General features: G+C 62.2%; 31 protein-coding genes and 1 pseudogene. 15 read left to right on the forward strand and 17 right to left on the reverse strand.

Annotation, left to right across the window (positions count from 1 at the left end; all coding sequences use genetic code 11):
- Positions 1 to 86: 86 nt before the first annotated feature.
- Positions 87 to 209, forward strand: a pseudogene (locus tag AC07X5_RS18305) (DNA-binding protein); the annotation flags it as partial.
- Between the two features lie 45 nt (positions 210 to 254).
- Here the strand turns inward: AC07X5_RS18305 and AC07X5_RS18310 are convergent.
- The 4 genes from AC07X5_RS18310 to AC07X5_RS18325 all read right to left on the reverse strand — a co-directional run bounded on the left by AC07X5_RS18310 (position 255) and on the right by AC07X5_RS18325 (position 2741).
- Positions 255 to 728 (reverse strand): hypothetical protein, encoded by a 474-nt coding sequence (locus AC07X5_RS18310; RefSeq protein WP_184856174.1) that lies wholly within the window; start codon positions 726 to 728, stop codon positions 255 to 257.
- Positions 729 to 796: 68 nt separating this feature from the next.
- Entirely contained in the window at positions 797 to 1201 is a 405-nt protein-coding gene (locus AC07X5_RS18315) for a nucleotidyltransferase domain-containing protein (protein ID WP_184856173.1), read from the reverse strand.
- 33 nt (positions 1202 to 1234) lie between these two features.
- On the reverse strand, positions 1235 to 2167 hold the full coding sequence (locus AC07X5_RS18320; RefSeq protein ID WP_184856172.1) for a tyrosine-type recombinase/integrase: 933 nt from the start codon (positions 2165 to 2167) through the stop codon (positions 1235 to 1237).
- 163 nt (positions 2168 to 2330) lie between these two features.
- Positions 2331 to 2741, reverse strand: coding sequence for a helix-turn-helix domain-containing protein (locus AC07X5_RS18325; RefSeq protein ID WP_260420125.1), 411 nt, complete (start codon positions 2739 to 2741; stop codon positions 2331 to 2333).
- Positions 2742 to 2950: 209 nt separating this feature from the next.
- On the opposite strand from AC07X5_RS18325, the gene AC07X5_RS18330 reads away from it, so the two are divergent.
- Positions 2951 to 3412, forward strand: a complete 462-nt coding sequence (locus AC07X5_RS18330) for a hypothetical protein (protein WP_184856170.1) — start codon at positions 2951 to 2953, stop codon at positions 3410 to 3412.
- Here AC07X5_RS18330 and AC07X5_RS18335 read toward each other — a convergent pair.
- Together AC07X5_RS18335 and AC07X5_RS18340 are read right to left on the reverse strand one after the other, a co-directional pair.
- Positions 3384 to 3695: a helix-turn-helix domain-containing protein gene (locus AC07X5_RS18335; RefSeq protein ID WP_184856169.1), complete on the reverse strand. Its 312-nt coding sequence runs from the start codon at positions 3693 to 3695 to the stop codon at positions 3384 to 3386. The two genes, AC07X5_RS18330 and AC07X5_RS18335, sit on opposite strands and share 29 nt — an antisense overlap.
- A 103-nt stretch (positions 3696 to 3798) precedes the next feature.
- Positions 3799 to 3930: a hypothetical protein gene (locus tag AC07X5_RS18340; RefSeq protein WP_260420124.1), complete on the reverse strand. Its 132-nt coding sequence runs from the start codon at positions 3928 to 3930 to the stop codon at positions 3799 to 3801.
- Between the two features lies 1 nt (position 3931).
- Here AC07X5_RS18340 and AC07X5_RS18345 point away from each other — a divergent pair, with 1 nt between their 5' ends.
- The 3 genes from AC07X5_RS18345 (at position 3932) to AC07X5_RS18355 (ending at position 6396) form a co-directional block, all read left to right on the forward strand.
- Positions 3932 to 4312 (forward strand): hypothetical protein, encoded by a 381-nt coding sequence (locus tag AC07X5_RS18345; RefSeq protein ID WP_184856168.1) that lies wholly within the window; start codon positions 3932 to 3934, stop codon positions 4310 to 4312.
- A gap of 545 nt (positions 4313 to 4857) precedes the next feature.
- Positions 4858 to 5658, forward strand: coding sequence for a metallophosphoesterase (locus AC07X5_RS18350; RefSeq protein ID WP_184856167.1), 801 nt, complete (start codon positions 4858 to 4860; stop codon positions 5656 to 5658).
- A 108-nt stretch (positions 5659 to 5766) separates the two neighbouring features.
- Complete coding sequence (locus AC07X5_RS18355) at positions 5767 to 6396, forward strand: HAD family hydrolase (protein ID WP_184856166.1); 630 nt, start codon at positions 5767 to 5769, stop codon at positions 6394 to 6396.
- Positions 6397 to 6510: 114 nt separating this feature from the next.
- On the opposite strand, the gene AC07X5_RS18360 is transcribed toward AC07X5_RS18355, so the two are convergent.
- The gene (locus AC07X5_RS18360; RefSeq protein ID WP_494771339.1) at positions 6511 to 8895 is read right to left on the reverse strand and encodes a heavy metal translocating P-type ATPase; all 2385 of its coding nucleotides are present in this window, start codon (positions 8893 to 8895) and stop codon (positions 6511 to 6513) included.
- A 209-nt stretch (positions 8896 to 9104) separates the two neighbouring features.
- Here AC07X5_RS18360 and AC07X5_RS18365 point away from each other — a divergent pair, with 209 nt between their 5' ends.
- Positions 9105 to 9296: a heavy-metal-associated domain-containing protein gene (locus AC07X5_RS18365; protein WP_184856165.1), complete on the forward strand. Its 192-nt coding sequence runs from the start codon at positions 9105 to 9107 to the stop codon at positions 9294 to 9296.
- 106 nt (positions 9297 to 9402) lie between these two features.
- Positions 9403 to 9957, forward strand: coding sequence for a Cu(I)-responsive transcriptional regulator (cueR, locus tag AC07X5_RS18370; protein ID WP_311773808.1), 555 nt, complete (start codon positions 9403 to 9405; stop codon positions 9955 to 9957).
- Positions 9958 to 10029: 72 nt separating this feature from the next.
- On the opposite strand, the gene AC07X5_RS18375 is transcribed toward cueR, so the two are convergent.
- From AC07X5_RS18375 to AC07X5_RS18410, 8 genes are all read right to left on the reverse strand, one after another.
- A complete protein-coding gene (locus AC07X5_RS18375) occupies positions 10030 to 10428 on the reverse strand; it encodes a hypothetical protein (RefSeq protein WP_494771314.1) in 399 nt (132 codons plus the stop codon).
- Positions 10404 to 10607 carry a hypothetical protein gene (locus AC07X5_RS18380; protein ID WP_494771315.1) on the reverse strand — a complete coding sequence of 68 codons (204 nt, stop codon included), beginning with the start codon at positions 10605 to 10607 and terminating at the stop codon, positions 10404 to 10406. Before AC07X5_RS18380 ends, AC07X5_RS18375 begins: the two co-directional genes overlap by 25 nt.
- 154 nt (positions 10608 to 10761) lie before the next feature.
- Positions 10762 to 11055: a hypothetical protein gene (locus tag AC07X5_RS18385; RefSeq protein WP_184856163.1), complete on the reverse strand. Its 294-nt coding sequence runs from the start codon at positions 11053 to 11055 to the stop codon at positions 10762 to 10764.
- A gap of 77 nt (positions 11056 to 11132) precedes the next feature.
- Entirely contained in the window at positions 11133 to 11468 is a 336-nt protein-coding gene (locus AC07X5_RS18390) for a copper-binding protein (RefSeq protein ID WP_184856162.1), read from the reverse strand.
- A gap of 40 nt (positions 11469 to 11508) precedes the next feature.
- Positions 11509 to 12012 (reverse strand): cupredoxin domain-containing protein, encoded by a 504-nt coding sequence (locus AC07X5_RS18395; RefSeq protein WP_409959196.1) that lies wholly within the window; start codon positions 12010 to 12012, stop codon positions 11509 to 11511.
- Between the two features lie 36 nt (positions 12013 to 12048).
- Positions 12049 to 13461, reverse strand: coding sequence for a multicopper oxidase family protein (locus tag AC07X5_RS18400; protein ID WP_184856160.1), 1413 nt, complete (start codon positions 13459 to 13461; stop codon positions 12049 to 12051).
- A gap of 17 nt (positions 13462 to 13478) precedes the next feature.
- Positions 13479 to 14915 carry a TolC family protein gene (locus AC07X5_RS18405; RefSeq protein WP_494771316.1) on the reverse strand — a complete coding sequence of 479 codons (1437 nt, stop codon included), beginning with the start codon at positions 14913 to 14915 and terminating at the stop codon, positions 13479 to 13481.
- On the reverse strand, positions 14912 to 15160 hold the full coding sequence (locus tag AC07X5_RS18410; protein ID WP_409959200.1) for a hypothetical protein: 249 nt from the start codon (positions 15158 to 15160) through the stop codon (positions 14912 to 14914). Before AC07X5_RS18410 ends, AC07X5_RS18405 begins: the two co-directional genes overlap by 4 nt.
- A gap of 212 nt (positions 15161 to 15372) precedes the next feature.
- Between AC07X5_RS18410 and AC07X5_RS18415 the strand changes: the two genes are divergently transcribed.
- From AC07X5_RS18415 to fliE, 4 genes are all read left to right on the forward strand, one after another.
- Complete coding sequence (locus AC07X5_RS18415) at positions 15373 to 16059, forward strand: heavy metal response regulator transcription factor (protein WP_184856157.1); 687 nt, start codon at positions 15373 to 15375, stop codon at positions 16057 to 16059.
- The gene (locus AC07X5_RS18420) at positions 16056 to 17462 is read left to right on the forward strand and encodes a heavy metal sensor histidine kinase (protein ID WP_494771317.1); all 1407 of its coding nucleotides are present in this window, start codon (positions 16056 to 16058) and stop codon (positions 17460 to 17462) included. The genes AC07X5_RS18415 and AC07X5_RS18420 overlap by 4 nt, the downstream gene beginning before the upstream one ends.
- On the forward strand, positions 17455 to 18717 hold the full coding sequence (locus AC07X5_RS18425; RefSeq protein WP_184856155.1) for a type II restriction enzyme NmeDI-related protein: 1263 nt from the start codon (positions 17455 to 17457) through the stop codon (positions 18715 to 18717). The genes AC07X5_RS18420 and AC07X5_RS18425 overlap by 8 nt, the downstream gene beginning before the upstream one ends.
- A gap of 190 nt (positions 18718 to 18907) precedes the next feature.
- Positions 18908 to 19216: a flagellar hook-basal body complex protein FliE gene (gene fliE / locus AC07X5_RS18430; protein ID WP_494771318.1), complete on the forward strand. Its 309-nt coding sequence runs from the start codon at positions 18908 to 18910 to the stop codon at positions 19214 to 19216.
- A 173-nt stretch (positions 19217 to 19389) separates the two neighbouring features.
- Here fliE and AC07X5_RS18435 read toward each other — a convergent pair whose 3' ends face one another.
- A complete protein-coding gene (locus AC07X5_RS18435) occupies positions 19390 to 19914 on the reverse strand; it encodes a DUF4148 domain-containing protein (protein WP_494771319.1) in 525 nt (174 codons plus the stop codon).
- Positions 19915 to 20007: 93 nt separating this feature from the next.
- Positions 20008 to 20379: a hypothetical protein gene (locus AC07X5_RS18440; RefSeq protein ID WP_409954612.1), complete on the reverse strand. Its 372-nt coding sequence runs from the start codon at positions 20377 to 20379 to the stop codon at positions 20008 to 20010.
- Between the two features lie 378 nt (positions 20380 to 20757).
- Between AC07X5_RS18440 and AC07X5_RS18445 the strand changes: the two genes are divergently transcribed.
- From AC07X5_RS18445 to AC07X5_RS18460, 4 genes are all read left to right on the forward strand, one after another.
- Positions 20758 to 21174, forward strand: coding sequence for a four-helix bundle copper-binding protein (locus tag AC07X5_RS18445; RefSeq protein ID WP_409954611.1), 417 nt, complete (start codon positions 20758 to 20760; stop codon positions 21172 to 21174).
- Positions 21175 to 21204: 30 nt separating this feature from the next.
- The gene (locus AC07X5_RS18450; protein WP_494771320.1) at positions 21205 to 21621 is read left to right on the forward strand and encodes a DUF305 domain-containing protein; all 417 of its coding nucleotides are present in this window, start codon (positions 21205 to 21207) and stop codon (positions 21619 to 21621) included.
- 252 nt (positions 21622 to 21873) lie between these two features.
- A complete protein-coding gene (locus tag AC07X5_RS18455; RefSeq protein ID WP_494771340.1) occupies positions 21874 to 22086 on the forward strand; it encodes a DUF2933 domain-containing protein in 213 nt (70 codons plus the stop codon).
- Between the two features lie 39 nt (positions 22087 to 22125).
- Positions 22126 to 24510, forward strand: a complete 2385-nt coding sequence (locus AC07X5_RS18460) for a heavy metal translocating P-type ATPase (RefSeq protein WP_494771321.1) — start codon at positions 22126 to 22128, stop codon at positions 24508 to 24510.
- The last annotated feature ends 17 nt before the right edge of the window (positions 24511 to 24527 follow it).

Consider the following 24527-nt stretch of genomic DNA (forward strand, 5'->3'; position numbering starts at 1 on the left):
ATACAATGTATTGTTTGCTACAGATTTGGTGAATTTGTCGCGATAAATATCCTTTATCGTGGGTAATTTTAAGATGGAGCAGGGCCATGCAATCCAGAAGTGTCCGAGGACCGCGCGGCGTGCAGGTGGAAGAGGTGTGGGCGGCGGCGGACGCCGTTCTCGCCCTGGGAGAGCGGCCGACGATTGAGCGCGTGCGGCAGCAACTGGGGGTGATCTCGTTTCCCGTGCAAATTATTCCGTTAGCAGATCCGGGTTTACCCTTGGTTTGCTAGCTGCCTCAGTGTCGCCAACTCGGAAGGCATATGGAGGACGCGGATGTTGGCGAGCGCCTGTATTGCATCGCGCTTGGACCAAATGTCCGTCTTGTCGCTCGTGAGGAAAACTGAGCAACCGGCCTTGACCCCGGAATCAAGGTGCTGCGCATCGACCTTGGCGCCCAGCAACTTGCGTAGCGGTTCAAACAGCGCCGAGGGCTTGTAGTCGTTCCAAGTTCCAGGGGCCTCTTTCCAACTCAGATTGCTTTGCTTCCAGGAAGCGCCCGAGCCAGGCACGAAGGCCTTGACCCGGCGATTTCGCTGCTCGAAGGGGAAGTAGTGCGTTTTCAGAAGGCCAGCAGCCTCCAAGGCTGCGACTTCCTTGAGCATTCCACCGGTATCCACATACACAAGAAGCATCTTCTCTCCTGTTTGATGGCCCAGTGGCGCCCGATTGATCCAGCTCGTTGCCATGGGTGCTAGCGATGTCGGTCGACGGGCCTGCCTGACTTCAGGTGGGAAGACTCGCATGCCGCTCGCCTTCAACTGGACCAGATGCGGATGGCTCTCTCTTGCCGCGTCTCAAATTGGCCGAGCGATCCACCAGGCTCATCTGCGATGAATTTGTTCCCTTCGTACTGGGCTTCGGTGGCTGACTTCAAGGCCCAACGCCAGCGGGAAAGGGAGCCGCCTTTTTCCTGCCAGGGGTCCTCGAAGTCGTCGCCGTTTACAAGCACCATGCAGTCGATCCCGTGTGGCTGAGAAAGTGTCGCCCGGATCGCGTCGATCAACCCGGGCGGGCCGAACACGAGCAGATCTGTGTCGGAGCCTGCCTGGGCTCGGCCACTGGCCTGCGAACCGATCAGCCACACAGATGAAGGCTGTACCGGCAGATCCGTCAGGCAGTCGACGAAGGTGCGCACGTGAGGGGCAAGAATGGGCTGCATGCATGCCTCGGGTTGGGTGTTGTCCAAGCGATGTCAGAGCCCGCTTTCGAAGCGCTCCTGCAGTCCGGCGGTCGGGGCATCCAGGTACCTCAGCGCCGACTCCATGTCGCGCCATCCAACGTACTCCATCATCTCCTTGATATCCCACCCGCTGGCGCGTGCCCATCCCGCAAATCCGCGCCGCAGCGAATGGCTCGAATAGCCTTCAGCAGACTCGACGCCGGCGTCATGGAACATCTTGCGCAGCAAGGGAATCAGGCTGGTGGGGTGCATGGGTCGATCGGACATGTGGCCCCACTGGTCGATGCCGCAGTACACCGGGCCGGCCAGACGGCCGCTGACCGCGATCCATTCCAGATAGGCGTCCACTGGGCACAGCCTGGATAGTGCCGGGCAATGGAAAGTGCGGCCCTCCATCGCGCGATCCGCCTTGCTGCGATCCAGCCTGCAGGTCAGACCCTTGCCGGCAATGGCTGTCACGTTCTCCACGCGCATATTGACGATCTCGTCGGATCGAAATGCGCGCCAAAACCCAAACAGCACGATGGACCTGTTGCGCGTCAGCTGCAGCAACGCCGCTTCATCGCCTCGTTCGCGTGCGGCGCGCTGAGCGGCCTGCAGCCATTCGGAAATCTTCTGTAGCTGGTCGAGTTCAAGGGGGCGCGCCTGTTTCTGTTTGGACGGGTGCTTTGCCACGATGCCCCTGAGCACCTTTCGCACCAGCGGTGTCTTGGTCGGGTCCGCAAAGCCCTGTTCTGCATGCCAGCGCGCGAGCGCCGCCAGCCTTTGCCTCAAGGTGCTGACCTTGTGCGTGCTCGCGTAGGCCACGAGGTAGCGAGCGACGGTATCGCTGGTGGCCGGCAGCAGGCCTTTCCAGTCCTGCTCGAAGTGCTTGATCGCAGCTGCGTAGCTCCGAACCGTGGTTTCACGGTCGGCAGCCTGCAGATAGTCATCCAGTTCCCCCACCACGCCTCCTTTTGGACTCGGCCCCGCAACCGCATTTCACGAGGAACAGCGCCGACTGCAGCCACTATAGGCGTTCAAGCCGCCCGCGCCACAACCCGCGGGCTGTCTTGTGGGCCTGTCCTGCCGGCGTACTGCACTCCTCTTCAGCAGCAGGTCACGCCAGCTACCAAAACGCGCGTTTGTCGATGCGCGAAAGAAGCGATGCGAGCACAACCAACGATTGGCCGTCAATGTTCATCGGGGTGCTGCCAGCTCCCATCGAACCCGCGCCTTTGGAGTGCTCCGTGGCCCGCGCCATCACTTGATCGACCAGGCTGATCCTGGGGACCAGAACGTACCGTACGTCGCAGTTCAATCCATCGGCAATCTTGGCCAGTGTGTTGAGGGAAATCGAGCCTTCCGCTTCCGACTGCTCCAGTCTCCGGACCCCCTGCGGAGAGATGCCGATGCGACGGCCTAGAGTCGCCGAGTTCATCCCGAGCGCCAGGCGCACCGTCTTCACCCAGCCGCTCCTGGGCGTGCCTGCACCTTGCTGCTTCGCCAGTTCGCGAAGCTGGCTGTCGAGTTCAACCAAGCGGGAAAGATCCAATCGACTCGTCAAGGGCGGGTGGCAAAAAAGGTTCAAGACAACGCTTCGGTTGCGCATATGTCAATGCAAGGCAACCGGGAACTTTCCATTTGCACATGGCCGGTTTCAAACGGCATTTGCGCGGAGAAAGTTCAGCTATCTTCGCACGCTCAGTCCCAAATGGGACCAACTAGTCCCACAATTATTTGAAGAGCATGTTGCAGTTAGACAGAGAACAGATTGGCCATTTCAGTGAGATGGACCTTGCAGGCATTCTTGACGCCGGGGGCTGGAGCGCAATCCTTCCGAAGAGCCTCAGCGACAGCCAGTTGGTCTGCGTTTCCGATCAGCTTCGGGCCATGTTGTGGGGCGAAGGCACGCAAGGACCTGATGGCACACCCAATGCTGCGATCGCCATGGCATTGCTGCTGATGGCAAAGAGCCATCCCTCTCCCCCAGCAAATGGCGAGCTATTTGAAGGCAGCATGCAGCAGCTGCGCGAAGTGATGATGGTCTTGAGCGTGGCTGCAGACCGAGAGATCGTGAACAGGCTGCTCAATCGTCCGAACGACGAAGAGTCGCTGACTATGTTGACAGGCATCGAAGCCATCATGGACGAAGCAAGCCACCCACAGCGGGCAAAGAAGTCTAGGACGCGTCCTCGGGCAGCAGTGTAGAGAGGTCGGCTCTCACCGACTTCAGCACTTTTTCAACCGATGCTGCATCGAATCGGCGTGCATATGCAACCGCCAGGAGAGTCATTGGATGGACCTGCAGGCCTTCAGCGAGGTGTTCCACCATGCCAATGCTGGGAAGTTGTTCGCCCTGCTCAAGACGTCCAACGTGCCGTCGGCTGATCGACGACATCAGATCCTCCTGCGTGAAGCCGCGAGCGGTGCGCAGCTCCTTGAGCGCGCGACCGACGGCAGCTTTTGGCGGATCTGACTTTCGAGTTGGCATTCACTCGATTTCCGCCGATGGCGACTAAAAAGACCACGTCTAACTAGTCGCATTTCAATGGAAATCTGATGATTTCCACTTCCGGACGGCTGCCGCGGAGTCCTCATGCCAGTGTCTTCTCAGCCTTGGACTGATCCTCGATCTGGACATGCAGGCCTGGATCGCACTGCAGCGATTCATCGCAAACGAGGCCCTCATCCTGTTCGCTCTTTTGATCAAAAACAAGGTCCTGCATCGTGCAGATTCAATTTCTCAATGAGCGTCCCGCCCCCGATCTTCAAGTCCAGCCCGAGGTCCAACTGGATCATTGGCGAATCCTTCGACGTGGAACCGGGACGCTGCACATCGTCGCGATGCTGGGGCCCATGACACTCAGAGTTACTTCGGCATTGGCTGCCATCGATCTTGCGAGCGCAATGGTCAAGACGGGATCGGGTCGCAACTATCACCTGGCAGCATCTCCCGAAGAAGACGAGGACCTGCGGATGTTGATGGAACTGCGTGGCCAGCTTGCCATCGGGACGATTTCGGCTGACGTGAGCGATGTCGTCTGGGACGCGGTATCTGTCGGCTCGTGGCCAGCCCATGGCGGCGAGCTGCTGCCGCCCTGGCAATAGTTCCGTTTCCTTGCCACGCACTATGGATTTCAACGACGCACGAACCTATTTCAGCGCACCCTGGCCACGGAGCGATCCCGGCCCTATGTGCACGCTGCGATGCCCGGTGAGCGTAAACCACTCGTTTCGCCGGCTCTACCACGGTCACCTGCACCGAGACGTGCTGGCTCCCTCCGAAATCACCCATGTTGTCAATGTGGGCTGGGATGTCATCCAAGGATTGCTATGCCTTTAAACCCCCAATCCGTCAGTAAGCGATTCGAGCCCGAGCGCAGAGTGCACATCGACAGTCGCAATCGCATTCCCTTGCCGCCTGGGATGGGGTGGACGGTGGGCGCTCGCGTGTACTTCTCGCTGGCCAGGAGTAGCGCTGACGGGGACGAGCCACCACAGTTCGTGATCACGACCGAACCAGGGAGGCTGCTGAAAGGGAGACTGGTTTCCGCACGCATTCAGCGCGCAGGCTTCGCGCCGATGGTCAGGGCGCGCAAGAAGCCTCGCCGCTGTTGGCCATGAGTCCGCGCAACGCCTTCAACGGAGCATCCATGAAACTGCTCGTGTACTCGGACCTGCATCTGGACCTGGCTCCCTTCAGGCCGCGGCTGGACCCGCACTTCCTCCAGACCGTCGACGTGGTGGTGCTGGCCGGCGACACCACCGAGGGCACGGGCGGGCTGCGCTGGGCACGCGAGACCTTCCCGGGAAAGCCCGTCATCTACGTGGACGGCAACCACGAGTTCTACAGCCAGCATTGGGACAAGCACATTGACGTGATGCGCAAGCTCGCCAGTGACTACCAGGTCCACTACCTGGAGAACGATGCCGTCGTGATCGGGGAGGTTCGGTTCCTGGGGTGCACGCTCTGGACGGACTATGCGCTGCACGGCGCCGACGAGAAGCTGATGGCGATGAACACCGCGCGCCATCGCATGAGCGACTACCCGCGGATCAAGATCACCCGGCCGGCGGAGATGTACTGGCACGAACGCAAGCACCGCCTGGTGCCGGCAATGGCCGGGCGCCGGCATGACGCGAGCCGGCAGTGGCTGCAGGAGCAACTGGGCCTGGGTGATCCAGAGAACACGGTGGTGGTCACCCACCATGCACCGCATCCGCGATCAATCCCGCAGGGGTTTGAAGCCCACCCGCTGTCACCTTGCTACGCCAGCGACCTGGAAGCGCTGATGGGAAAGGCCGGCACCTGGATCCATGGGCACGTCCATGAGAGCCAGGACTATCAGGTGCGGGGGACTCGGATCGTCACCAACCCCAGAGGCTACAGGCGCCGAGGGGGTGGCATGCAGAATTCGGAGTTCCGGGTGGATTTCTGTGTGGATGTGGGCTGAGCAGAGACTGCGACGCGTCTGCAAGCACGCGGGTGGTCACCTACCGATGGCATGCTCGCCGGCCCCACGAGCGCAATTGCAATGAGATCTTGCTGGAGGATCATCGACATGAGCACCAAGCCAATCATCGCCCTGGATGCGGATGGGGTGCTGCTCGACTATGGCCTGGCTTATGCCTCGGTCTGGGAGCGCGCGTTTGGCCAGCGGCCCGTCGAGCGGGACAAGGACGCGTACTTTCCGCATCACCGCTGGGCGGTCGAGTTTCTGCAGGGGGATCGCCTGGCGGCGTTGCGGGCCTGCATGGATGAGCAGTTCTGGTCTTGCGTGCCACCACTGGAGCGGGCTGTCGAAGCCAGCCATGTGCTCTACGATGCGGGCTACGAACTGGTCTGCGTCTCAGCTCTGGCCCAGCAGTTTGAAGCGGCGCGCCTGAGGAATCTGCGGGATGCGGGGTTTCCGATCGAGCGCGTGATCGCCACAGGAGTCGCAGCAGGGGAGCGAAGCCCGAAGGCTGAGGCCATCGAGCGCCTTGCGCCAGTGGCGTTTGTAGATGACTTCCTGCCGTATTTTCGTGGGATCGCTCCGGCCGTCCATCGAGCACTGATTTGCCGCGGTCCCAATGGGACACCGAACGTCGGGCCGGAGCTCGATCTGGTCCATTCCTCACACGCAGATTTGTGGGCATTCAGCGAGTGGACGCGCGGCCCTGGGTGTTCACTGCGGACGCAGCCGGTGTAGAACCTCGCGGCATACCAGAGCGCCAGGAAAGACGTCCGAAATCTTCGTCTGGATCCATCTCCCTGGTCCCTTGGAGCCGCCTGGTTCTTCATATTGACGACGGCCCTGCGCCCCTCACTTCTTCCAGGACCGCAGGGTAAGGGCATTGGTCACGACACTCACGCTGCTGAGCGCCATTGCGGCGCCCGCCACCATGGGGTTGAGCAAGCCAAAAGCCGCCAACGGGATACCCACCACGTTGTAGGCAAAGGCCCAAAACAAGTTCTGGCGGATCTTGGCGTAGGTGCGCCGCGAGATGTCAATGGCATCCGCGATCAACGCCGGATCCCCACGCATGAGCGTGATGCCAGCCGCATGCATGGCCACATCCGTGCCTGTGGACATGGCGATTCCCACGTTGGCCGCCGCCAGCGCGGGGGCGTCGTTGATTCCATCCCCGACCATCGCAACTTGCCGACCACCGGATTTGAGTTGCGCGACGATTTCGGCTTTGCCTTCAGGCAGCACATCAGCACGGACCTGGTCTATGCCCAACGCTTTGGCCACCGCGGCCGCGCTGCCTTGGTTGTCCCCGGTCACCAGGACGGTCTCGATGCCCAGGCCGTGCAGCTGCGCTATCGCCTGGCGTGCGCTGGCTTTGACGGTATCGCCAAACGCCAGCAGACCCACCAATGTCGGCGTGTCGGTCACGTCGGCAAGCCAGGACACGGTTCGGCCTTCCTGCTGCATCTGCGCGGCAGTCGCCGCCAGACTTTCAGTGCTGACCAGGAGCTCGTTCATGTACCGGGTACTGCCCAAGCGTATCTCGCGCCCCTTGACGATGGCCGACATCCCCCGGCCTGCCACTGCAGTGACGTCGGTGGCTCGCGGCACGGTGATCAACTGGCTGCGAGCAGCGTCCATCACGGCTCTGGCCAAGGGATGCTCGCTTCCGTTCTGCAGGGCCGCGGCAAACGGCAATAGATGCTCCTGGGCGCCCTCAGCAGGGACTGCTGCTGCCAAGGTGGGTCTGCCTTCAGTGAGAGTGCCGGTCTTGTCGAAGGCTACCGTGTCGATGCGGTGTGCAATCTCGAGGGCTTCGGCATCCTTGATCAGGATGCCATGGCGCGCTGCCACGCCGGTCCCCGCCATGATGGCGGTCGGAGTCGCCAGGCCCAGCGCGCAGGGGCAGGCAATGACCAGCACCGCCACAGCATTGAGGATGGCCTGTTCCCAGTTCCCCGTCGCAAGGCCCCATCCCACCAGGGTGAGTGCGGCAAGGCCGAGGACTACGGGGACGAACACGGCGCTGACCTTGTCCACCATGCGCTGGATCGGAGCCTTCTTGGCCTGCGCAGATTCCACCATGCGCACGATGCGCGATAGCGTGGACTCGGCGCCGACGGCGCTCGTGCGAACCAGCAACAAGCCTTCCGCATTCACGGCCCCTCCGGTCACTTGGTCGCCGACGTTCTTGGCAACGGGAAGGCTTTCGCCGGTGATCAGCGATTCGTCGACCTGGCTTGCGCCCTCGATGACGGCGCCATCCACCGGCACTCTCTCTCCGGGGCGAACGACCACGTCGTCCCCCACTTTCACCTGCGACAGGGGTAGATCGACGTCACCAGCAGCGGTACGCACGCGCGCCACTTCCGGGCGCAGGGCATTGAGTGCCTGGATGGCCGCTGTGGTCTGCCTCTTGGCCCGCGCTTCCAACCACTTCCCCAGAAGCACGAGGGTGATGATCACAGCCGATGCCTCAAAGTACAGATGGGGTGTGCCATGCTCTGCGTGCTTGAAGAGCAGGTAGAGGCTCAACCCATACCCTGCCGAGGTGCCCAGAGCCACCAGCAGGTCCATATTGCCCGCGCCGGCGCGCAGCGCCCTCCATCCCGCCCGGTAAAACCGTGCCCCCAGCCAAAACTGCACCGGCGTGGCCAAAGCCAGTTGAATCCAGCCGCTCAGAGCCCAGTCCTGCCGGAACAGCATACCCAGCATGGGCAGCACGAGCGGTACGCAAAGGACGGCAGCCAATGCAACCGGCCACCAAGGCTCGCCACCGGACTTTGGGGGGGCGGGTGCATCTGAAGTCACGACCTGGGCCTCGTAGCCGGCCTTCTGGATGGCTCTCACGAGGCCATCGGATGCCACCCCCGCTTGCAGGCGCACCCGCGCCCGCTCGGTGGCCAGGCTGACTTCGGCATCCGTCACCCCGGGCACGGCCTTCAAGGCCTTCTCGACACGACCGACACAGGAGGCGCAGGTCATCCCGCCAACAGAAAGCTCCACCAGTTCCTCGGCCACTGAGTACCCGGCCTTTTGTACGGCCGCCGCCAAGGCGGGGGCGGCAACGGATGCCTCGGCCACCACGGTCGCACGCTCCGTGGCAATGTTCACGGTCACGTCCCGCACGCCTGGCACCGCTTTGAGCGCCTTCTCGACCCGCCCGACGCAGGAGGCGCAGGTCATGCCCGTGATCGGAAGGTCCAAGAGTGATGTCGGTAGTGACGAGGGCAGCATTGCGCCATTGGCAACGGAATTCATGGCAGTCTCCAAATGAGGTTCAAACCCGGCTGTGGCCGGCACAGCTGAACTGTCAGGCTTGACACGGTGGCAAACGCAAGCGTGGCGTTGTGCGAGGTAGTAGCTAGCGTCACCAGGGCTTGACCTTTCCACCGTGACAAGCTGGAGACTGCGTGCTTCACAACTTTTTTTCCACGAGGTGAAACATGCATGAATTCCAACTCCCCAACATGACCTGCGGGCATTGCGCCGGGATGGTCAGCCAGACACTGAAGATGGTCGATCCCGAATGCAAGATCCAGGTGGACATGCCCAAGCGCACGGTTACTGTGCAGAGCGCGGAAGACCGCCAGACATTGACGGAGGTGCTGTCCGAGGCGGGATACCCACCCGCCTGATCTCGTTTGAGGTACTCAGCAGGAACCTCTTGGGGGTTCTTGACATTGACACGGTGGCAAGGTGGACAGTCCTGCTACCGTGTTTTCTTCATTCGCAGGAACAGCCATGACCGCACTCATGAACATCGGCGATGCCGCCAAAGCCGCAGGGGTCTCAGCCAAGATGATTCGCCATTATGAGCAGACCGGCTTGCTCCCGGAGGCGGTACGCAGCGATTCTGGGTACCGCCTGTACGGGGAGCGGGAGATCTCCGTGTTGCGTTTCATCCGCCAGTCGCGCCGACTCGGATTCTCCATGCCCCAGATCGCCGAGCTGATCGGCCAGTGGGGTGATGCTGCCCGCAGCAGCCGGCAGGTCAAGGCCATTGCAGAGCGCCATCTGCAGGATCTGCAACAGAAGCTGCAGGAGATCGTCGAGATGAAGTCAGCGCTTGAGCAGCTCGTGGCTGTCTGTGCTGGTGACGACCACGCCGATTGCGCAATCCTGGACAATCTGGCGGTCGACAGCCCGTCCAGGCCCAGCCACAGCGCAAACTTCGTCAAGCCGCGGCGTCGCAGCCAAAATGACAGCCGCAGCCCAGCGCCTGGTTCGGTTGCAACCAGCCAGCTGGATCTCATGGCCTGGATGCGCGGCGTTCACGTCCATCACGGCAATCATTGACCGCGCGGCGGTTGTCCAAGACGACCCTTGTGGGTTGGCAGCCTGTGGGACTTTCTATCCCGGCAAAGCCGCTCAGGGGTCGGGAGAAACAGCGGCCTTCGATGGGCGAGATGCCGTGTTGGAGACGGCGTTGCCAGCAAGTGCTTCGCGCCCTTTGTCCGTGATGGCAAGCACCGTTGCCGTGTCCTCCTCTTGTGAATCCGCGTAGGTAAATTCGGCTCGCAGGAGACCGTTTTGCTGAAGCTCCTCAACCAGGATTGCCTGTGGTCCGCTCACGAGAAATGGCAAAGGGCAGCCCTGTATCAAGTGCAGCATGGCCGAAGCCGTAGCTACCTCGGCTAGCGCGGGCGAAACAGTGGCCTTGGCCAACTGCGCGCGAACCCATCGAGAGCCGCCAAGGGCCGACAGCTTGCAAAGCTCCTGAAAGGAAAGCAATACGCCGAAGGTCAATGGAATGTCCGCATCGACCACGGAACCAAGTCAAGCGGCGGTCCTGAGGCATCGCGCTTCTTCCAGCGCACGACTTGGGCAGTCTCCATGTCGACAATGTGCGCCCAATCGGCCTTGACGGAGTTTCCAGCCCAGATGCACTGCTCCAAAGTTCCGCGCAGCACCATGTCCCACCACCCACCGCTGGTGTCTTCGGCCAAGTTGGCAAATAGCGCGTAAGTCACGTCTACCTCACCGTACACCGTCATGGCCAGAGCAGGCCTGTGCTCGCATCAGACTTGCGCGCTATACGCGGCTTGCCACCGGCGTATAGCGCGGACAGGCATAGCCCGTCCGCCGCGCTTCATGCCGGTTTTACTTCGGGGTGGTCCCTTGGCTCGTTTCCTTGTGTGGCTTGGCTTCGCGCTCGTTGGCCTTGTCCTGGCCGCGGGCTTCGGACTTGCTGGTCGTGGCCACGCCTGAGCCTTCCCCGCGGGCCGTGCTGCCGTCGTTGGTACGCTTGGGTGGCGTTGCTGGGCGGGCCTTCTTGTGATCCTCGCCGTGCGCCTGGGCCTTGGAGTTGGTGTAGGGGGTGGCCTCCTGGGTATCGCCAGCTGCAAATGCGGACGATGCGGCCGTAAGGGCCAGAGCGATGAGAAAAGACTTCATGATTTTTCTTTCGCGGCATGGCCGCATGGGTGAGGAAAGGCCCCCTGTACGAGGGCGCCGTCTGCTTTTCGCCTGGCTTACTTGGCGGCCTGGATGTCCGTCACGACCATTTTTCCGCCTTCGCTGACCACCATGAAGCGGATCTTGTCGCCTACCTGCACCTTGTCGAGCAGGGCCTTGTCCTTGGCGTTGAAGACCATGGTCATGCCGGGCATTTCCAGGTGCTTGATGTCGCCATGCTTGATGGTGATCTTGCTGGCGTCCTTGTCGATCTTGCGCACCTCACCATCGGTCATCGAGGCGGCTGCGGAGGACTTGGCGGCGTCGGGGGCGGCCTGGGCCATGGCCGCGACCGGCAGCAGTGCGGCCAGCGACAGCATGGCGGCGGCGATAGCAGTGTTGATTTGCTTCATGAGAGTTCCTTGTTCAGTGGGTTGACGCGCAACCCCGTGGTTACTTCTTTGCGACCTTGACCTGGCCCTTCATGCCTGCGTCGTAGTGGCCTGGGTACAGGCATGCGAAGTTGATGTCGCCCGCCTTGGTGAATTGCCAGATGATTTCGCCCTGCTTGCCGGGAGCCAGGGAAATCTTGCTCGGCTCGTCGTGTTCCATCTCGGGGAACTTCTTCATGGTCTCGTAGTGCTCCTTGAGCTCGGCCTCGGTACCCAGGCTGAACTCGTGCTTGACCTGGCCGGAGTTCTTGATCACGAAGCGGATGGTCTCGCCCTGCTTGGCGGCGATGTTCGCTGGCGTGAAGCGCATGGTGTCCGCCATCTCGACGTTGATCGTGCGGGTCACCTTGCCGGCTTGACCGGGCTGACCAATGGCGGATTCAGCACTGCCGTGGCCTTTGGCGCCACCGGCGTCATGACCGCCACCGTGGTTACCGCCGGCGAAGCTGTTGAAGGAAATGGCCACCAGGGCGGAGGCTGCGATCAGGGAAAGGTTGCGTTTCATAGGTACCTCGTAGAGTGGTTCAGGGGGGATGGGTTTTCAGTGCCCGCTATGGGCCGATGGCTTCTTGACCTTGACGACGGTGTCCGAGGTGGCCTTTTCCTTGCGCGGCATGGACTGACCGCCCTCGGCCTTGAAGCGCGCTGGCTCGGCCACCGGGCCGGTGTACTCATAGGCGACGGTGCCTTCAGGGTGCTTGTACCAACCGGGGTTTTTGTAGTCGCCCGGCTTTTGGTCGCGGCGCACCTTGACGACGCTGAACATGCCGCCCATCTCGACCGACCCAAACGGGCCTTCGCCGGTCATCATCGGAATCGTGTTGTCAGGGATGGGCATCTCCATCTCCGTCATGTCCGCCATGCCGCGCTCACCCATCACCATGTAGTCGGGAATGAGGTTGTTGATCTTCTTGGCCACCCCCCGGTGGTCCACGCCGATCATGGTAGGAATGTCGTGCCCCATCGCGTTCATGGTGTGGTGGCTCTTGTGGCAATGGAATGCCCAGTCGCCTTCTTCGTCAGCCAGGAAGTCGATCTGCCGCATCTGGCCCACGGCCACATCGGTGGTGACCTCGTACAGCCGCGTGCTCTTGGGCGTTGGACCACCATCGGTGCCGGTCACGAGGAACTCGTGGCCGTGCAGATGGATGGGGTGGTTGGTCATGGTCAGATTGCCGATGCGGATCCGCACCTTGTCGTTGAGCCGGACATTCAACGAGTCAATGCCCGGGAAGATGCGGCTGTTCCATGTCCACAGATTGAAGTTCGTCATCTCTGCGACCTTGGGTGTCGCGGCCCCGGGCTCGATGTCATAGGCGCTGAGCAGGAAGCAGAAGTCGCGCTGCACCTCATCGATCAGCGGATGCTTGGCCTTGGGGTGGGTGATCCAGAAGCCCATCATGCCCATGGCCATCTGCGTCATTTCGTCGGCATGCGGGTGGTACATGAAGGTGCCAGGGCGGCGCGCCACGAACTCGTAGACGAAGGTCTTGCCTGGGTTGATGGCAGGTTGGTTCAGTCCTGCTACGCCATCCATGCCATTGGGCAGGCGTTGACCGTGCCAGTGGATGCTGGTGTGCTCAGGTAGCTTGTTGGTCACGAAGATGCGCACGCGATCGCCTTCGACCACTTCAATGGTGGGGCCTGGGCTCTGTCCGTTGTAACCCCACAGGTGGGCCTTGAAGCCGGGGGCCATTTCTCGCACCACGGGCTCGGCGACCAGATGGAACTCCTTGACACCCTGGTTCATGCGCCAGGGCAACGTCCAGCCGTTCAGCGTGACCACGGGGTTGTAGGGACGCCCCGAGTTGGGCACCAGCGGTGCCATGGTCTCAGGACTCGTCTGAAAAACAGGCTCTGGCAAAGCTGCCATCGCAACTCGGCTCACACTGGCCGCAGCCACAGCCCCTCCGGCAATGCCTGCGAAGCGGAAAAAATCTCTTCTCGAACTCATGTTGGTTTCCTTTGGGATCAGTGGCCTGCTGCAGACTCGGCGGCGGCAGCACCCCCGCCGCCAGCGACACCGGCACTCATGGGCTTGCCGATCAGGGAGGCCTGGAGGGCCGCCTCTGCTTGCCAGAACTGCTGTTCGGCATTGAGCGCTGCCATCACCGAGTTCACCTGGTCGCGGGAGTCAGCCAGCAGCTCGAACACGCTGATCAGCATCCCGTTGTAGCGAAGCTGGTTTTCTTCGGAGATGGTCTTCCTCAGCGGGATCACCTCATCGCGGTGGTGGCGCGCGACGTCATAGGCCGTGCGGTAGGCGGAGTAGCTTTCGCGAAGGTTGGAGCCGGCCGCTCGGGCGGTGGCCTCCAGGCGATTGGCCGCCGCCAGCGTCTGCGCACTCATTGCGCTGCGCTGCATGCCGCCCCAGTCGAAGATGGGCAGGTTCAGGCTGATCTCAAAGCCGCGGCGGGTTTGCTTTGTGTTCTCGGTCGCATCAAACACGGAGTCGCGTCGCACCCCCAGTTCGATGTCCGTGAAGGTCATGAGCGTGTTCCAGCCCTGCGAGCGCGCAGCTGCGTCATAGTCCGACTTGGCGATCTGCAGGTCCAGGCGGCCCTTGGAGGCCAGGCGGCCCGCCTCCTGAGCAGACACAGGCTCCTTGGGCAGTGCGGGCAGGCGCTCGGGCAGCTTGAGCATGCCAGCCTGGCTGTCGTCCAGGCCAAGCAGCCGGACCAGCTCCTCGCGGGCGGCCGTAGTCTGGTGCTGTGCGTTGGCCACCTGGGTGGCAGTGTCCGCATAGAACGCCTGCTGGCGGGCACGATCGAGCTTGTTGAAGTTCCCGACCGACTGCATGCGCTTTGCCAGCTCGGCACTGGCCTGGGCGCTGGCCAAGACCTGCTGGGTATAGGTCAGCGTCTGCTGGGCCGCTACAGCGCGTACCCAGGCCTGGCGCACTTGTGTGACCTGATCCACGACATCGCTGCTCAGGCGCAGCTGTGTTTGCTTGATGCGCAGTTCAGCTGTCCCTTTGCGCATGGGCAGGGTGAGCAGGTCCAGCAGTCCAAAGGACAGAAGCCGGCCGATCTCGGTTTCACTGCCCAGGCGCACCCGCTCCAGGGTGAGGATGGGATTTGCAATCCGCCCCGACTGGGCGGCGCTCGAGGCATCGGCCCAGCTTTGGGCCACGATGGCCTGCATGGACGGACTGTTGACCAGCGCGAGTTGTACGGCTTCCTTTTGCCCAAGCGGCTTGCTCAAGAGATCGGAGGCACGCTGGCGCAAGGCGTCCTGCTCGGACTTGTCTCGGGCCAGGGTGAGTTGGCCATCCGTGAAGCCGGCCGTGGCGGCATTGGTGCCAGACAGGTTCTGCTCCAGGTTCACGCTGGCGCAGCCGGACAATACCGCGACGGCGGCCAGAGCCACCAGGAGCTTGGCACGGGGCATGCGAACTGGGCGGCTCATTGCTTGCCTCCACCGTGGGTGCCATGGCCTTGGGCGGGCTGCTCTTGGCCTGCATCGGGCGCCGTCTGGCGCATTTCCTTGGCGTAGGCGCGCCAGCCACCGATTTGCCCCACCTTGTCGTTGGCCTCCTTCCAAGGCTGGACGGATTGCTCCTTGTACGCCTCATAGCCCGTGAATGCCGAGCGGTAGGAGATCTGGTAGTCCACCTTTGTGGCGCCGGCCTCTGGCGTCTGCGCGAATGCCAAGGAGGGAACCGCGAGCGCGGCGGCCAGCCATCGGCTTGAGGTGGGTCGTGAAAGCCAAGGATTTTTCATAGGTTCACCATGCGTTTCGTGATGGATGCATTGTGTGAACCCCTTGCTGCCGCCGACATAACTTGTCCATTACATCTTTGTAATGTTCATGAAAGCCTGCGATCCCCGGGCACACTTGCGCCAACAGGTCAAGGGAGTCGCCCGTGAAGATATTGGTCGTAGAGGATGAAATCAAAACCGGGGAGTACCTGCGCCTGGGCCTGCGAGAGGCAGGCTTCAACGCAGATCTGGTTCACAACGGGGTGGATGGGCTGCACATGGCCCAAGAAGGTGACTACGACCTGGTCATCTTGGATGTCATGCTCCCGGGAATGGATGGATGGCAGGTCCTCAAGAGCCTTCGCCGCTACGGGCTGGAGATGCCGGTGCTGTTCCTGACGGCCAAAGACCACGTGGATGATCGGATCAAAGGTCTCGAACTGGGCGCCGACGACTACCTGGTCAAGCCGTTTTCCTTTGCCGAACTGCTTGCGCGGGTGCGCACCATCTTGCGGCGCGGTCGCAGCGGGACAGAGGTGACCGTGCTGCAGGTGGCGGATTTGGAGCTCGATTTGCTGCGCCGGCGCGTGAGCCGCGCTGGCAAGCGTATCGACCTCACGGCCAAAGAGTTCGGCTTGCTGGAACTGCTGATGCGGCGCCATGGCGAGGTGTTGCCGCGATCGCTCATCGCCTCGCAGGTGTGGGACATGAACTTCGATAGCGATTCCAACGTGATCGAGGTGGCGATGCGCAGGCTGCGAGCCAAGATCGATGACGCTTACGACATTAAGCTCATTCAGACGGTTCGGGGCATGGGCTATGTGCTCGAGGAGCCTGAGGAGAGCCTGTGAGCGCCCCATATTCGCTGACGACACGACTGACGGTGTTTTTTACCCTGGCCTCCGCGTTTGTGCTCATAGGCCTGGGAACCCTGGTCGCCATCTCCATTGATCGGCATTTCGTGGAGTTGGACCGTGACGCCCTGCGCGACAAGATCCATCTCATGCGGGAGGTGATCGGGAAGTCCAAATCCCCCCAGGATTTGCAGACCCGCATGGACGATGTGCTCCATAGCCACGAGGGACTTTTTGTCAGCGTGACGCGGGGCAGCGAAGCGCTTTACTCCACGCCAGGCTTTGAGTTTCCCGGCGGCATGCCGGAGATGGTCCGCGGGGCGCGCTTGGGGGTGGCCGCCTGGCACGCCGGAACCCGCGAAGTCCGAGGGATGTACGAGGTGTTGTCCGCTCCTGGGGGAGGCGATTTGCCGCTGCAGGTGAGTGTTGCGCTGGACATTGCCCACCACAAGCATTTCATGCACGACTTGATCCGGGTGCTCGCGGTGTATGTGGCCCTGGCCACCCTGGTGGCAGGCGTGCTGGGTTGGTGGGCAGCAAGGAACGGTCTGGCTCCCTTGCGTGCCATGCGATCGCGCGCCATGGCCATCACGGCCAAGCGACTCGACGAGCGCATGCCCAGCCAGGAATTTCCCATCGAGATGGCCGACCTGGCCACGACCTTGAACGAAATGCTGCGGCGCTTGAAGGAAGATTTCGACCGTCTCTCGGAATTCTCCTCGGATCTGGCCCACGAGCTGCGCACGCCCATCAACAATCTGATGACCCAGACCCAGGTCACGCTCGGCCAGTCGCGCAGCGCAGACCAGTACCGGGACATCCTGGCTTCCAACGCAGAGGAGTACCAGCGCCTCGCTCGGATGGTGGCGGACATGCTGTTCCTGGCCAAAGCCGATCATGGTCTGATCCTGCCCAGCACCGAGAAGATCGCGGTGCATGCCGAGGCACAAGCCCTTTTCGATTTCTACGAGGCGCTGGCGGAAGAGAAACAGGTGCAGCTCAAGCTCCTGGGTGCCGCAGAGATTTCCGGCGATCGATTGATGCTGCGACGGGCCCTGAGCAACCTTCTGTCCAATGCGGTGAGATACACCCCTGCAGGAGAAAGCGTGGTCGTTGAGATATCAGGAGACGTTCACGGGACCACGGTGGATGTCATCAACCATGGCCCCACCATTGATGCGCAGATGATTCCTCGCCTGTTTGACCGGTTCTTCAGGGCCGACAAGTCGCGCAAGCAACTCGACTCCGACGGTGCAGGCCTTGGTTTGTCCATCACCCAGGCCATTGTTCAGGCCCACCGGGGCCGCATGTCGGTGAGTTCAGAGAGCGGCAGAACCTGCTTTTCCATGTTCTTCCCAAGCACACACAGCGTCGGAAAGCACCAGACCACCAATGCATGATTCCCTGGGCACACTCATCGACGGCTGGAAGGCTGACCCGAGCAGCACGTACAACACCTGGTTTCTGTGGGATCAGCGGGTCAAAAACTTCCGTTCGATACGCCGTGGCATCGCGCAGGTAGTGAAGGACATCCGCGCAGGAACGTTCGGCAACGCCTATCGAGGCTCTTCGCTCGAAACCATCGTGGGGTCGGTCGCCGAGCAACGCCAGATCTTCAAAGGCGCCGATCACGCTTTTTTATGGAAGCCCAAACTGCGTATCCCGGACATCTACGAGAACGCCAGCAACCAGCGCGCGTTCGCCGATCTGCTCCATGCCTGCGACCACTGCGACTGCGCCGAGGACGTGGTGTCGGCCATCCAGCGCATCGATGCGATCGGCATCAAAGGCCTGGGTCCAGCAGTCGCCAACCTGTTGTACTTCATTCACCCGACCTTGGTGACCCCTTTCAACACCGCCATCGTCAACGGCTTCAACGCTGTCACCGGCGGTAGGGTCAAACTCGGGCGCTGGGACCACTATCTCTCGATGCGGGAGGGCCTGCTGCGCCTGAACGAGCAGTACCGCCGGCAGCTCTCCAACGATCTTGGTGCGATCGCGGGACTGATGTTCGATATCGGCAGCGGCCGGTACACCGCGCCGCCGGCGGCAATGGATGCGGCGGCGGCAGCCCTGTGGCGGGAAGATCTCCAGCGCGTCCGGCTGGAATCTACGGCCATGCACAAAGAATTGTCCCAGGCGGCTGAGAGCGATGCGACCCACACCGGTGTTCAGGCGTCGCTGCGAGACCTTGGCAAGGCCTTGGGGTTTGACGTGTGGATTGCATCCAATGACCGGGGGCGTGTGCATGGCACCGGCCTCCTGGGGGATGGATGCCTGGCCCAGTTGCCGCCACCTGCATACGCGGGGTTGGAGTCGGTGCGGCTGATCGACGTGGTGTGGATTGACCGCCAGACCTCGCTGGTCGCTGCGGCCTTTGAAGTCGAGCACACCACGTCCATCTATTCGGGCATTGTCCGCATGCTTGATCTTGCGCTTGGCACACCAGTCGCTGAACAATGCGCGCTGTTTCTGGTGGCCCCGGACAACCGTCGAGACAAGGTGGCAGAACAGCTCAAGAGACCTGCGTTCTCCCGCGTGTCGGAACTGGGGATCCGCTACCTGCCGTACAGCCAGCTAGAGCTGAACCACGCCTCGATGAGCCGCTTCGGCTCCAGCATCAAGCCGCTGCTGGAGATTTCGCAGCGGCTGTAAGACCGCGCGAACGGCTGCGCTGTCGGCGAGATGAGATTTCTGTAATCCCAACGCGAGGGATTGGCAGGTAGAGCTTTGTGTCATGCGGGCTACAGCTCGCGTGTCGGGAACTACCATTTGGCTTCGTGTTGGCAGTGCTCTCCGAGAGACTGTTCGACAGCGCAGACATCGAACTCTTGAAAGCCTCGCCATGAACGTCACGACAAAGCCATTGGATGCATTGCTGCCTGTCGCTTCGCTCGGCAAGCCCATGCCCAAGGCACCGGACATTCAGGATGGCGGCTTTCTGGACGCCATGAAACGGGCGCTGACCACCACGACCAAGTTGCAGAGTGAGTCGGGCCGTTTGAGCCGTGAGGTGACCTTTGGAAACCCCACCGTCGGCCTTGAAGAAACCATGCTCGCAGGCGTCAAGTCCAACATCGCGTTCCAGGCCACGCTGCAGACCCGCAACCGCGTCGTCCAGGCCTACACGGATGTGATGAACATGCAGGTGTGATGTCCAACGAGCGCAGGGGAACGCGCCGACGTGGCATGCACAGCCGGAAAAGAAAGACACCTGCAGGTCAGCCATTGACCGGCAGGTGTCTTGATGGCTTTTCTGGCTTGAAGCGTTCACCGCGCAGCAGTGCCGCGTGGCGGTGAGCGCCTTGTCAGAGGCAGCAAGCCGACTTAGAACCGGCTTTGCTCGGCGGGTTCCTGCGTGTTGCCCGCGACGGCTGGGTGATGCGCTGCATGATAGCGATCTGGATAGATCTCGTTGAGCTTGCGCCCGTCCTCACCCACCGCCACAAGCTCCCCTTGGCTGATGGCGCGCGCCAATTCGTTCTTGACCTGGTCGCGGGTCAAAGAAGGAGCGGAGGCGACTGCGGGGTAACGGGCAGGCTCCAGCTCGTTGAGCTTGGCTCCCGATTCGCCGCCGGCCATGATGTCGCCGGTGCGGATCGCCTGTACCAACTCTGCCTGCACCTGCTCACGGGTCTTGGCGCCCGACGCGGACTCGGTCACAGGGTAGGCATGCGGGTTGAGTTGCTTGAGCGTCAGGCCGGACTCGCCCGAGGCGAGCATGTCGCCGCTGCGCATGGCCTGCACCAGCTCTGCCTGTACCTGCTCGCGCGTCTTGCTGACGCCTTGGTCCGAAGCAAACGCGGGGGCGGCAATGAGGGAGAGAACGAGGAGTGTGGACTTCAGTTTCATGGTGGTATTCCTGGTTGAATGAATGAGAGATAAGGGCACTACCGCGGGCCGTATACGCGCGGCCCGCGCGCAGTGTTGCGTTCGGATGCGCCGTCAGGGAAGCTGGCGGGCGTCGACCCAGCCTGCCTCGCCGCCCATGTCGCGCACACCATCGCTGCTCACGGGATTGCGCTTGGCGGCCTGCAGCTCGTCGAGGACTTGCTGGCGGGTCTTCGTCAGCTGTGGACCTTTGACCAGCGGATAGGTGGCTGGATAGCCGCGGCTGATCCAATAGAGGGAGCCGTCCTTCTGTGCCGCCAGCACGGTGTTTTCGACTGCCTGGCGGCTCACCGCATTGCCCAGGTGGTCGGGAGCGAAGCTCACACCTTCCTCCTGGCTTGGGCTGGCGTGGTAAACGGAAGTGGCGAAGGATGCCGTGGCGGATACAGCGAGGCTGGCGACGAGGACGGCGGTACGGATTTTCATGATGGTCTCCTGTGGCGCCGGATGCCCGATATGGTCCATCCAGGTGGCGTTTTGTGCACCACGGAGAGAAGTCTAGAAATTTCACCCCCACACAGGGCTGACCTCCCGATTACGCTTTTGAAATGCATCGGCAGACGCCTCGCTCGCACTTACGGCTTTCTCGCATGAGCGCGCGCAAGTGAGGCTTGAACTCACCGCGCAAGAGCAATGCACTCCGTTTGTGAGCGCCAATTGCCGCTGTTTCCCTCCAATCTGACGCTCCGATTACATCGTTGAAATCTCTCGGTAATCCTGGTGCGAAATCAGACGCAAAACACCTCGCTCACGTGCCAATCATCGGTCCCCGCCTACAGTGCCGGCCGCTGCGCGCAGCAAAAGATGACTGTTCCTGGCAGCGAGTTGCGCAGGATTTCACACGGACCCTACCAATCGAACGAAACCAAGGAGCTTTCAATGAACCACACCCAAACCCCTTACCAAAGCTGTATCCAAGCTTGCCTGTCGTGCGCCACGGCCTGCAACCAGTGCCATGCCGCGTGCTTGCAGGAAGACGATGTGAAGATGATGGCGCGCTGCATCGCTCTGGATGCGGACTGCGCGGCCGTGTGCAGTTTCGCTGCGGGCGCAATGGCCCGCAACAGCGACCACGCCAAGGCCATCTGTGCGTTGTGCGCCGAGATTTGCCAAGCCTGCGGCGATGAGTGCGCCAAGCACGAAGCGGAGCACTGCAAGGCCTGCGCTGCGGCGTGCCACAACTGCGCCAAGGAGTGTCGCTCCATGGCCAGCGCCCACTGAACCACCACAGTTCCCGCCTGGAGAAACGCTATGACCAATTCCTCCCCCGTCCTGAAAGCAATCCCCGCCTCAGCATTGGTGGTCAGCGCCTTGCTGTGCCCCGTGATCACGCAGGCACAGCAAGCACCGCACCCTGGCATGAAGGGCTCCGGCATGGATGCGTCCATGCCCGCCGGCAAGATGGACATGAAGTCCATGATGAAGGAGAACAACGAGAAGATGTCCTCCTTGGCGATGACCGGAAACCCCGATGTGGACTTCGCGCAGATGATGCGCATCCATCACCAGGGCGCAATCGACATGGCGCAAGGCCAGTTGCGCGATGGCAAGGATCCGCAGCTGTTGAAGATGGCCAAGGAGATCATCTCGGCCCAGAAGAAAGAGATCGCAGTCCTCGACGCATTCTTGGCTCGAAGCGGCAAAGCGCCCGCTGCCGCCGCCAAGTAGGCTACCGGCCATGCCACTGCTGCGGCCCCTGCACCTGGATGCGCTTCAGGTGCGGGGGCCGCGGCGCATGGCGCCATGCAAAGAGCGTCGGCCCAACGCCAATGCAGATTTGCGACAGATCAGGAGTTGCCTTGGTTCATGCTTGACATTACCACCGTGTCAGGCCCTATCGTCACCGCAAGGCCTGTCCGCAAGGAGACAGCCTCCTTCCTGGAGATCATGATGAACCATCAACAGTCCACCAACGGGATCATGCAGCCGTCTGGAGTCGGCGCTTGGCGAAGCGGCCGCAGGCTTGTCGGCGCAGCGATCATGCTCGCGCTGATCGGGGTGTTTTTCCTTTTGCGGGAGCACTGGGAGCACCTTGCCGGGTACTGGCCCTATCTGCTCTTGCTCGCATGTCCAGTGATGCACCTCTTTCACGGCCACCACGGACCACGCGGCAGTGGTCCGAGCGACCGTTGACAGTGCGCACGGCTCAGATCAGCAAAAGGAGTTCCATACATGTCAACAGCAACACCGCACGACCACCAAGCCCATGATGGGCACCAAGCGCACGAGGGGCATGCGCACCATGGGGGCCACGACGAGCATGCCTCCCAAACGCCGACTGGTCTCAAGGACCCCGTGTGCGGCATGGATGTCACGAGGCAGTCCCTTCATTCAGCGGAGCACGAAGGACACCACTACTACTTTTGCAGCGCCAAGTGCCGCACAAAGTTTGTCGAGGCACCAGAGAAGTACGTGCCGGGGCGCGACGCACTGGCTCCTCCCGAGCCAGAGCCGGTCCAGCCGGGCACCACCTATACATGCCCGATGCACCCTGAGGTTCAGCAGGACCACCCTGGGAACTGCCCCAAGTGCGGCATGACACTGGAGCCGATGCTCCCGACGCTGGATGAAGGCGAGAACGCCGAACTGGTGGATTTCCGCCGCCGTTTCTGGTGGACCCTGCCGCTCACCGCGGTCGTCACCGTTTTGGCCATGGCGGGCCACCGCTTGCAGTGGTTCGAGATGGCCACCCAGAGCTGGATCGAGTTGGTCCTGACCGTACCCATCGTCCTGTGGGCCGGATGGCCGTTCTTCCTGCGTGGAGCCCAATCGGTTGCCAATCGCAGTCCCAACATGTGGACGCTGATCAGCCTGGGCACCGGCGCGGCCTTCGTGTACAGCGTGGTGGCCACCGTGGCGCCCGGCGTGTTTCCGGCGTCGTTCCAGGCCATGGGGCGCGTATCGGTGTACTTTGAAGCAGCGGCCGTCATCATCTCGCTGACGCTGCTCGGCCAGATGCTGGAGCTCAAGGCCCGCTCCCAGACGTCCGCAGCCATCAAGTCGCTGCTGGGCCTGGCGCCTAAGACCGCGCGCCGCATCGGCGCCGATGGGCAGGAGAGCGACGTGCCCCTGTCCCACGTGCACGTGGGCGATCTGCTGCGCGTGCGCCCCGGCGAGAAGGTGCCAGTGGATGGGGTGGTGGTCGAGGGCAGCAGCGCCGTGGACGAGGCCATGCTCACGGGCGAGCCGGTTCCCATCGTCAAGGGGCCGGGGGACTCGGTGATTGGCGCCACGCTCAACACCAATGGTGCGCTGATCATCCGATCCGAGCGCGTGGGCTCAGCCACCATGCTGTCCCAGATCGTGCAGATGGTCTCGCAGGCGCAGCGCTCGAGGGCGCCGATGCAGCGCATGGCGGACCAGGTGGCGGGGTACTTCGTCATGGCCGTCGTCGGAATCGCGCTTCTAACCCTGTTTGCATGGGGTCTTTTCGGGCCAGAACCACGTTGGGTCTATGGGCTGGTCAATGCGGTGGCCGTGCTGATCATTGCGTGCCCTTGTGCCCTGGGCCTGGCAACGCCCATGTCCATCATGGTGGCAACGGGCCGCGGCGCGACCAGCGGTGTACTGTTCCGGGACGCTGCGGCCATCGAGAACCTGCGCAAGGTGGACACGCTGATCGTGGACAAGACCGGCACGCTGACCGAGGGCAAGCCATCGTTCGAGCGGGTGGTGGCCATGCCCAGCCTGTCCGAGGATGAAGTGCTGCGCCTGGCGGCCAGCCTGGACCAGGGTAGCGAACACCCCCTCGCGGACGCCATCGTGCAGGCGGCCCGCGCCAAGGGCCTGGCGCTCGATAAGCCCGAGGACTTCGAATCCGGATCAGGCATCGGAGTGCGCGGCCGGGTGGGAGGCCGCCAGTTGGCCCTCGGTAACACCGTCCTGATGGAGCAAGTGGGGGTTTCCGCAAAGCCGCTCCTCGCCCAGGCCGAGGCTTTGCGTGCCACGGGTGCGAGCGTGATGTACCTGGCAGCCGATGGTCAACTGCAAGGCCTGCTGGCGGTCTCGGACGCGGTCAAGGAAAGCACCCCGGAGGCCTTGGCCACCTTGCACGCGGCTGGCCTGCGCATCGTGATGGCTACGGGCGATGGCATGACCACCGCCAAGGCAGTGGGTGCCAAGCTGGGCATCGACGAGGTTCACGGTGAGGTCAAGCCTGCGGACAAGCTGGCCCTGGTGTCCCGGCTGCAGGCAGAGGGCCGCGTGGTTGCCATGGCCGGAGACGGCATCAACGATGCGCCCGCGCTGGCCAAGGCCGATGTAGGCATTGCGATGGGCACGGGCACCGACGTGGCCATGAACAGCGCCCAGGTCACCCTGGTCAAGGGTGATTTGCGCGGGATTTCCACGGCGCGCGAGCTGTCCGAGGCGACAGTGGGCAATATGAAGCAGAACCTGATGTTCGCCTTCCTATACAACGCCCTGGGCATTCCGATCGCCGCCGGCCTCCTGTATCCATTCACCGGCTGGCTTCTGTCGCCGATGATCGCCGCCCTGGCCATGAGCCTGAGTTCTGCATCCGTGATCGCCAATGCATTGCGTTTGCGCAAGGGGTAGACAGTAGCCCGAGCAGA

The organism is Acidovorax sp. GW458-11-26-14-TSB4, from assembly GCF_059423865.1.

Excerpts from the sequence above, each read along its gene's own strand:
- AC07X5_RS18340 (WP_260420124.1), bottom strand. The coding sequence starts at position 3,930 with ATGCAGGACCTTGTTTTTGATCAAAAGAGCGAACAGGATGAGGGCCTC.
- AC07X5_RS18390 (WP_184856162.1), bottom strand. The coding sequence starts at position 11,468 with ATGAAGCAAATCAACACTGCTATCGCCGCCGCCATGCTGTCGCTGGCC.
- AC07X5_RS18395 (WP_409959196.1), bottom strand. The coding sequence starts at position 12,012 with ATGAAACGCAACCTTTCCCTGATCGCAGCCTCCGCCCTGGTGGCCATT.
- AC07X5_RS18450 (WP_494771320.1), top strand. The coding sequence starts at position 21,205 with ATGACCAATTCCTCCCCCGTCCTGAAAGCAATCCCCGCCTCAGCATTG.
- AC07X5_RS18425 (WP_184856155.1), top strand. The coding sequence starts at position 17,455 with ATGCATGATTCCCTGGGCACACTCATCGACGGCTGGAAGGCTGACCCG.
- cueR (WP_311773808.1), top strand. The coding sequence starts at position 9,403 with ATGACCGCACTCATGAACATCGGCGATGCCGCCAAAGCCGCAGGGGTC.
- AC07X5_RS18455 (WP_494771340.1), top strand. The coding sequence starts at position 21,874 with ATGCAGCCGTCTGGAGTCGGCGCTTGGCGAAGCGGCCGCAGGCTTGTC.
- AC07X5_RS18310 (WP_184856174.1), bottom strand. The coding sequence starts at position 728 with ATGGCAACGAGCTGGATCAATCGGGCGCCACTGGGCCATCAAACAGGA.
- AC07X5_RS18365 (WP_184856165.1), top strand. The coding sequence starts at position 9,105 with ATGCATGAATTCCAACTCCCCAACATGACCTGCGGGCATTGCGCCGGG.
- AC07X5_RS18440 (WP_409954612.1), bottom strand. The coding sequence starts at position 20,379 with ATGAAAATCCGTACCGCCGTCCTCGTCGCCAGCCTCGCTGTATCCGCC.
- AC07X5_RS18405 (WP_494771316.1), bottom strand. The coding sequence starts at position 14,915 with ATGAGCCGCCCAGTTCGCATGCCCCGTGCCAAGCTCCTGGTGGCTCTG.
- AC07X5_RS18360 (WP_494771339.1), bottom strand. The coding sequence starts at position 8,895 with ATGCTGCCCTCGTCACTACCGACATCACTCTTGGACCTTCCGATCACG.
- AC07X5_RS18315 (WP_184856173.1), bottom strand. The coding sequence starts at position 1,201 with ATGCAGCCCATTCTTGCCCCTCACGTGCGCACCTTCGTCGACTGCCTG.
- AC07X5_RS18335 (WP_184856169.1), bottom strand. The coding sequence starts at position 3,695 with ATGCCAACTCGAAAGTCAGATCCGCCAAAAGCTGCCGTCGGTCGCGCG.
- AC07X5_RS18460 (WP_494771321.1), top strand. The coding sequence starts at position 22,126 with ATGTCAACAGCAACACCGCACGACCACCAAGCCCATGATGGGCACCAA.
- AC07X5_RS18350 (WP_184856167.1), top strand. The coding sequence starts at position 4,858 with ATGAAACTGCTCGTGTACTCGGACCTGCATCTGGACCTGGCTCCCTTC.
- AC07X5_RS18330 (WP_184856170.1), top strand. The coding sequence starts at position 2,951 with ATGTTGCAGTTAGACAGAGAACAGATTGGCCATTTCAGTGAGATGGAC.
- AC07X5_RS18385 (WP_184856163.1), bottom strand. The coding sequence starts at position 11,055 with ATGAAGTCTTTTCTCATCGCTCTGGCCCTTACGGCCGCATCGTCCGCA.
- AC07X5_RS18400 (WP_184856160.1), bottom strand. The coding sequence starts at position 13,461 with ATGAGTTCGAGAAGAGATTTTTTCCGCTTCGCAGGCATTGCCGGAGGG.
- AC07X5_RS18355 (WP_184856166.1), top strand. The coding sequence starts at position 5,767 with ATGAGCACCAAGCCAATCATCGCCCTGGATGCGGATGGGGTGCTGCTC.
- AC07X5_RS18435 (WP_494771319.1), bottom strand. The coding sequence starts at position 19,914 with ATGAAACTGAAGTCCACACTCCTCGTTCTCTCCCTCATTGCCGCCCCC.
- AC07X5_RS18445 (WP_409954611.1), top strand. The coding sequence starts at position 20,758 with ATGACTGTTCCTGGCAGCGAGTTGCGCAGGATTTCACACGGACCCTAC.
- fliE (WP_494771318.1), top strand. The coding sequence starts at position 18,908 with ATGAACGTCACGACAAAGCCATTGGATGCATTGCTGCCTGTCGCTTCG.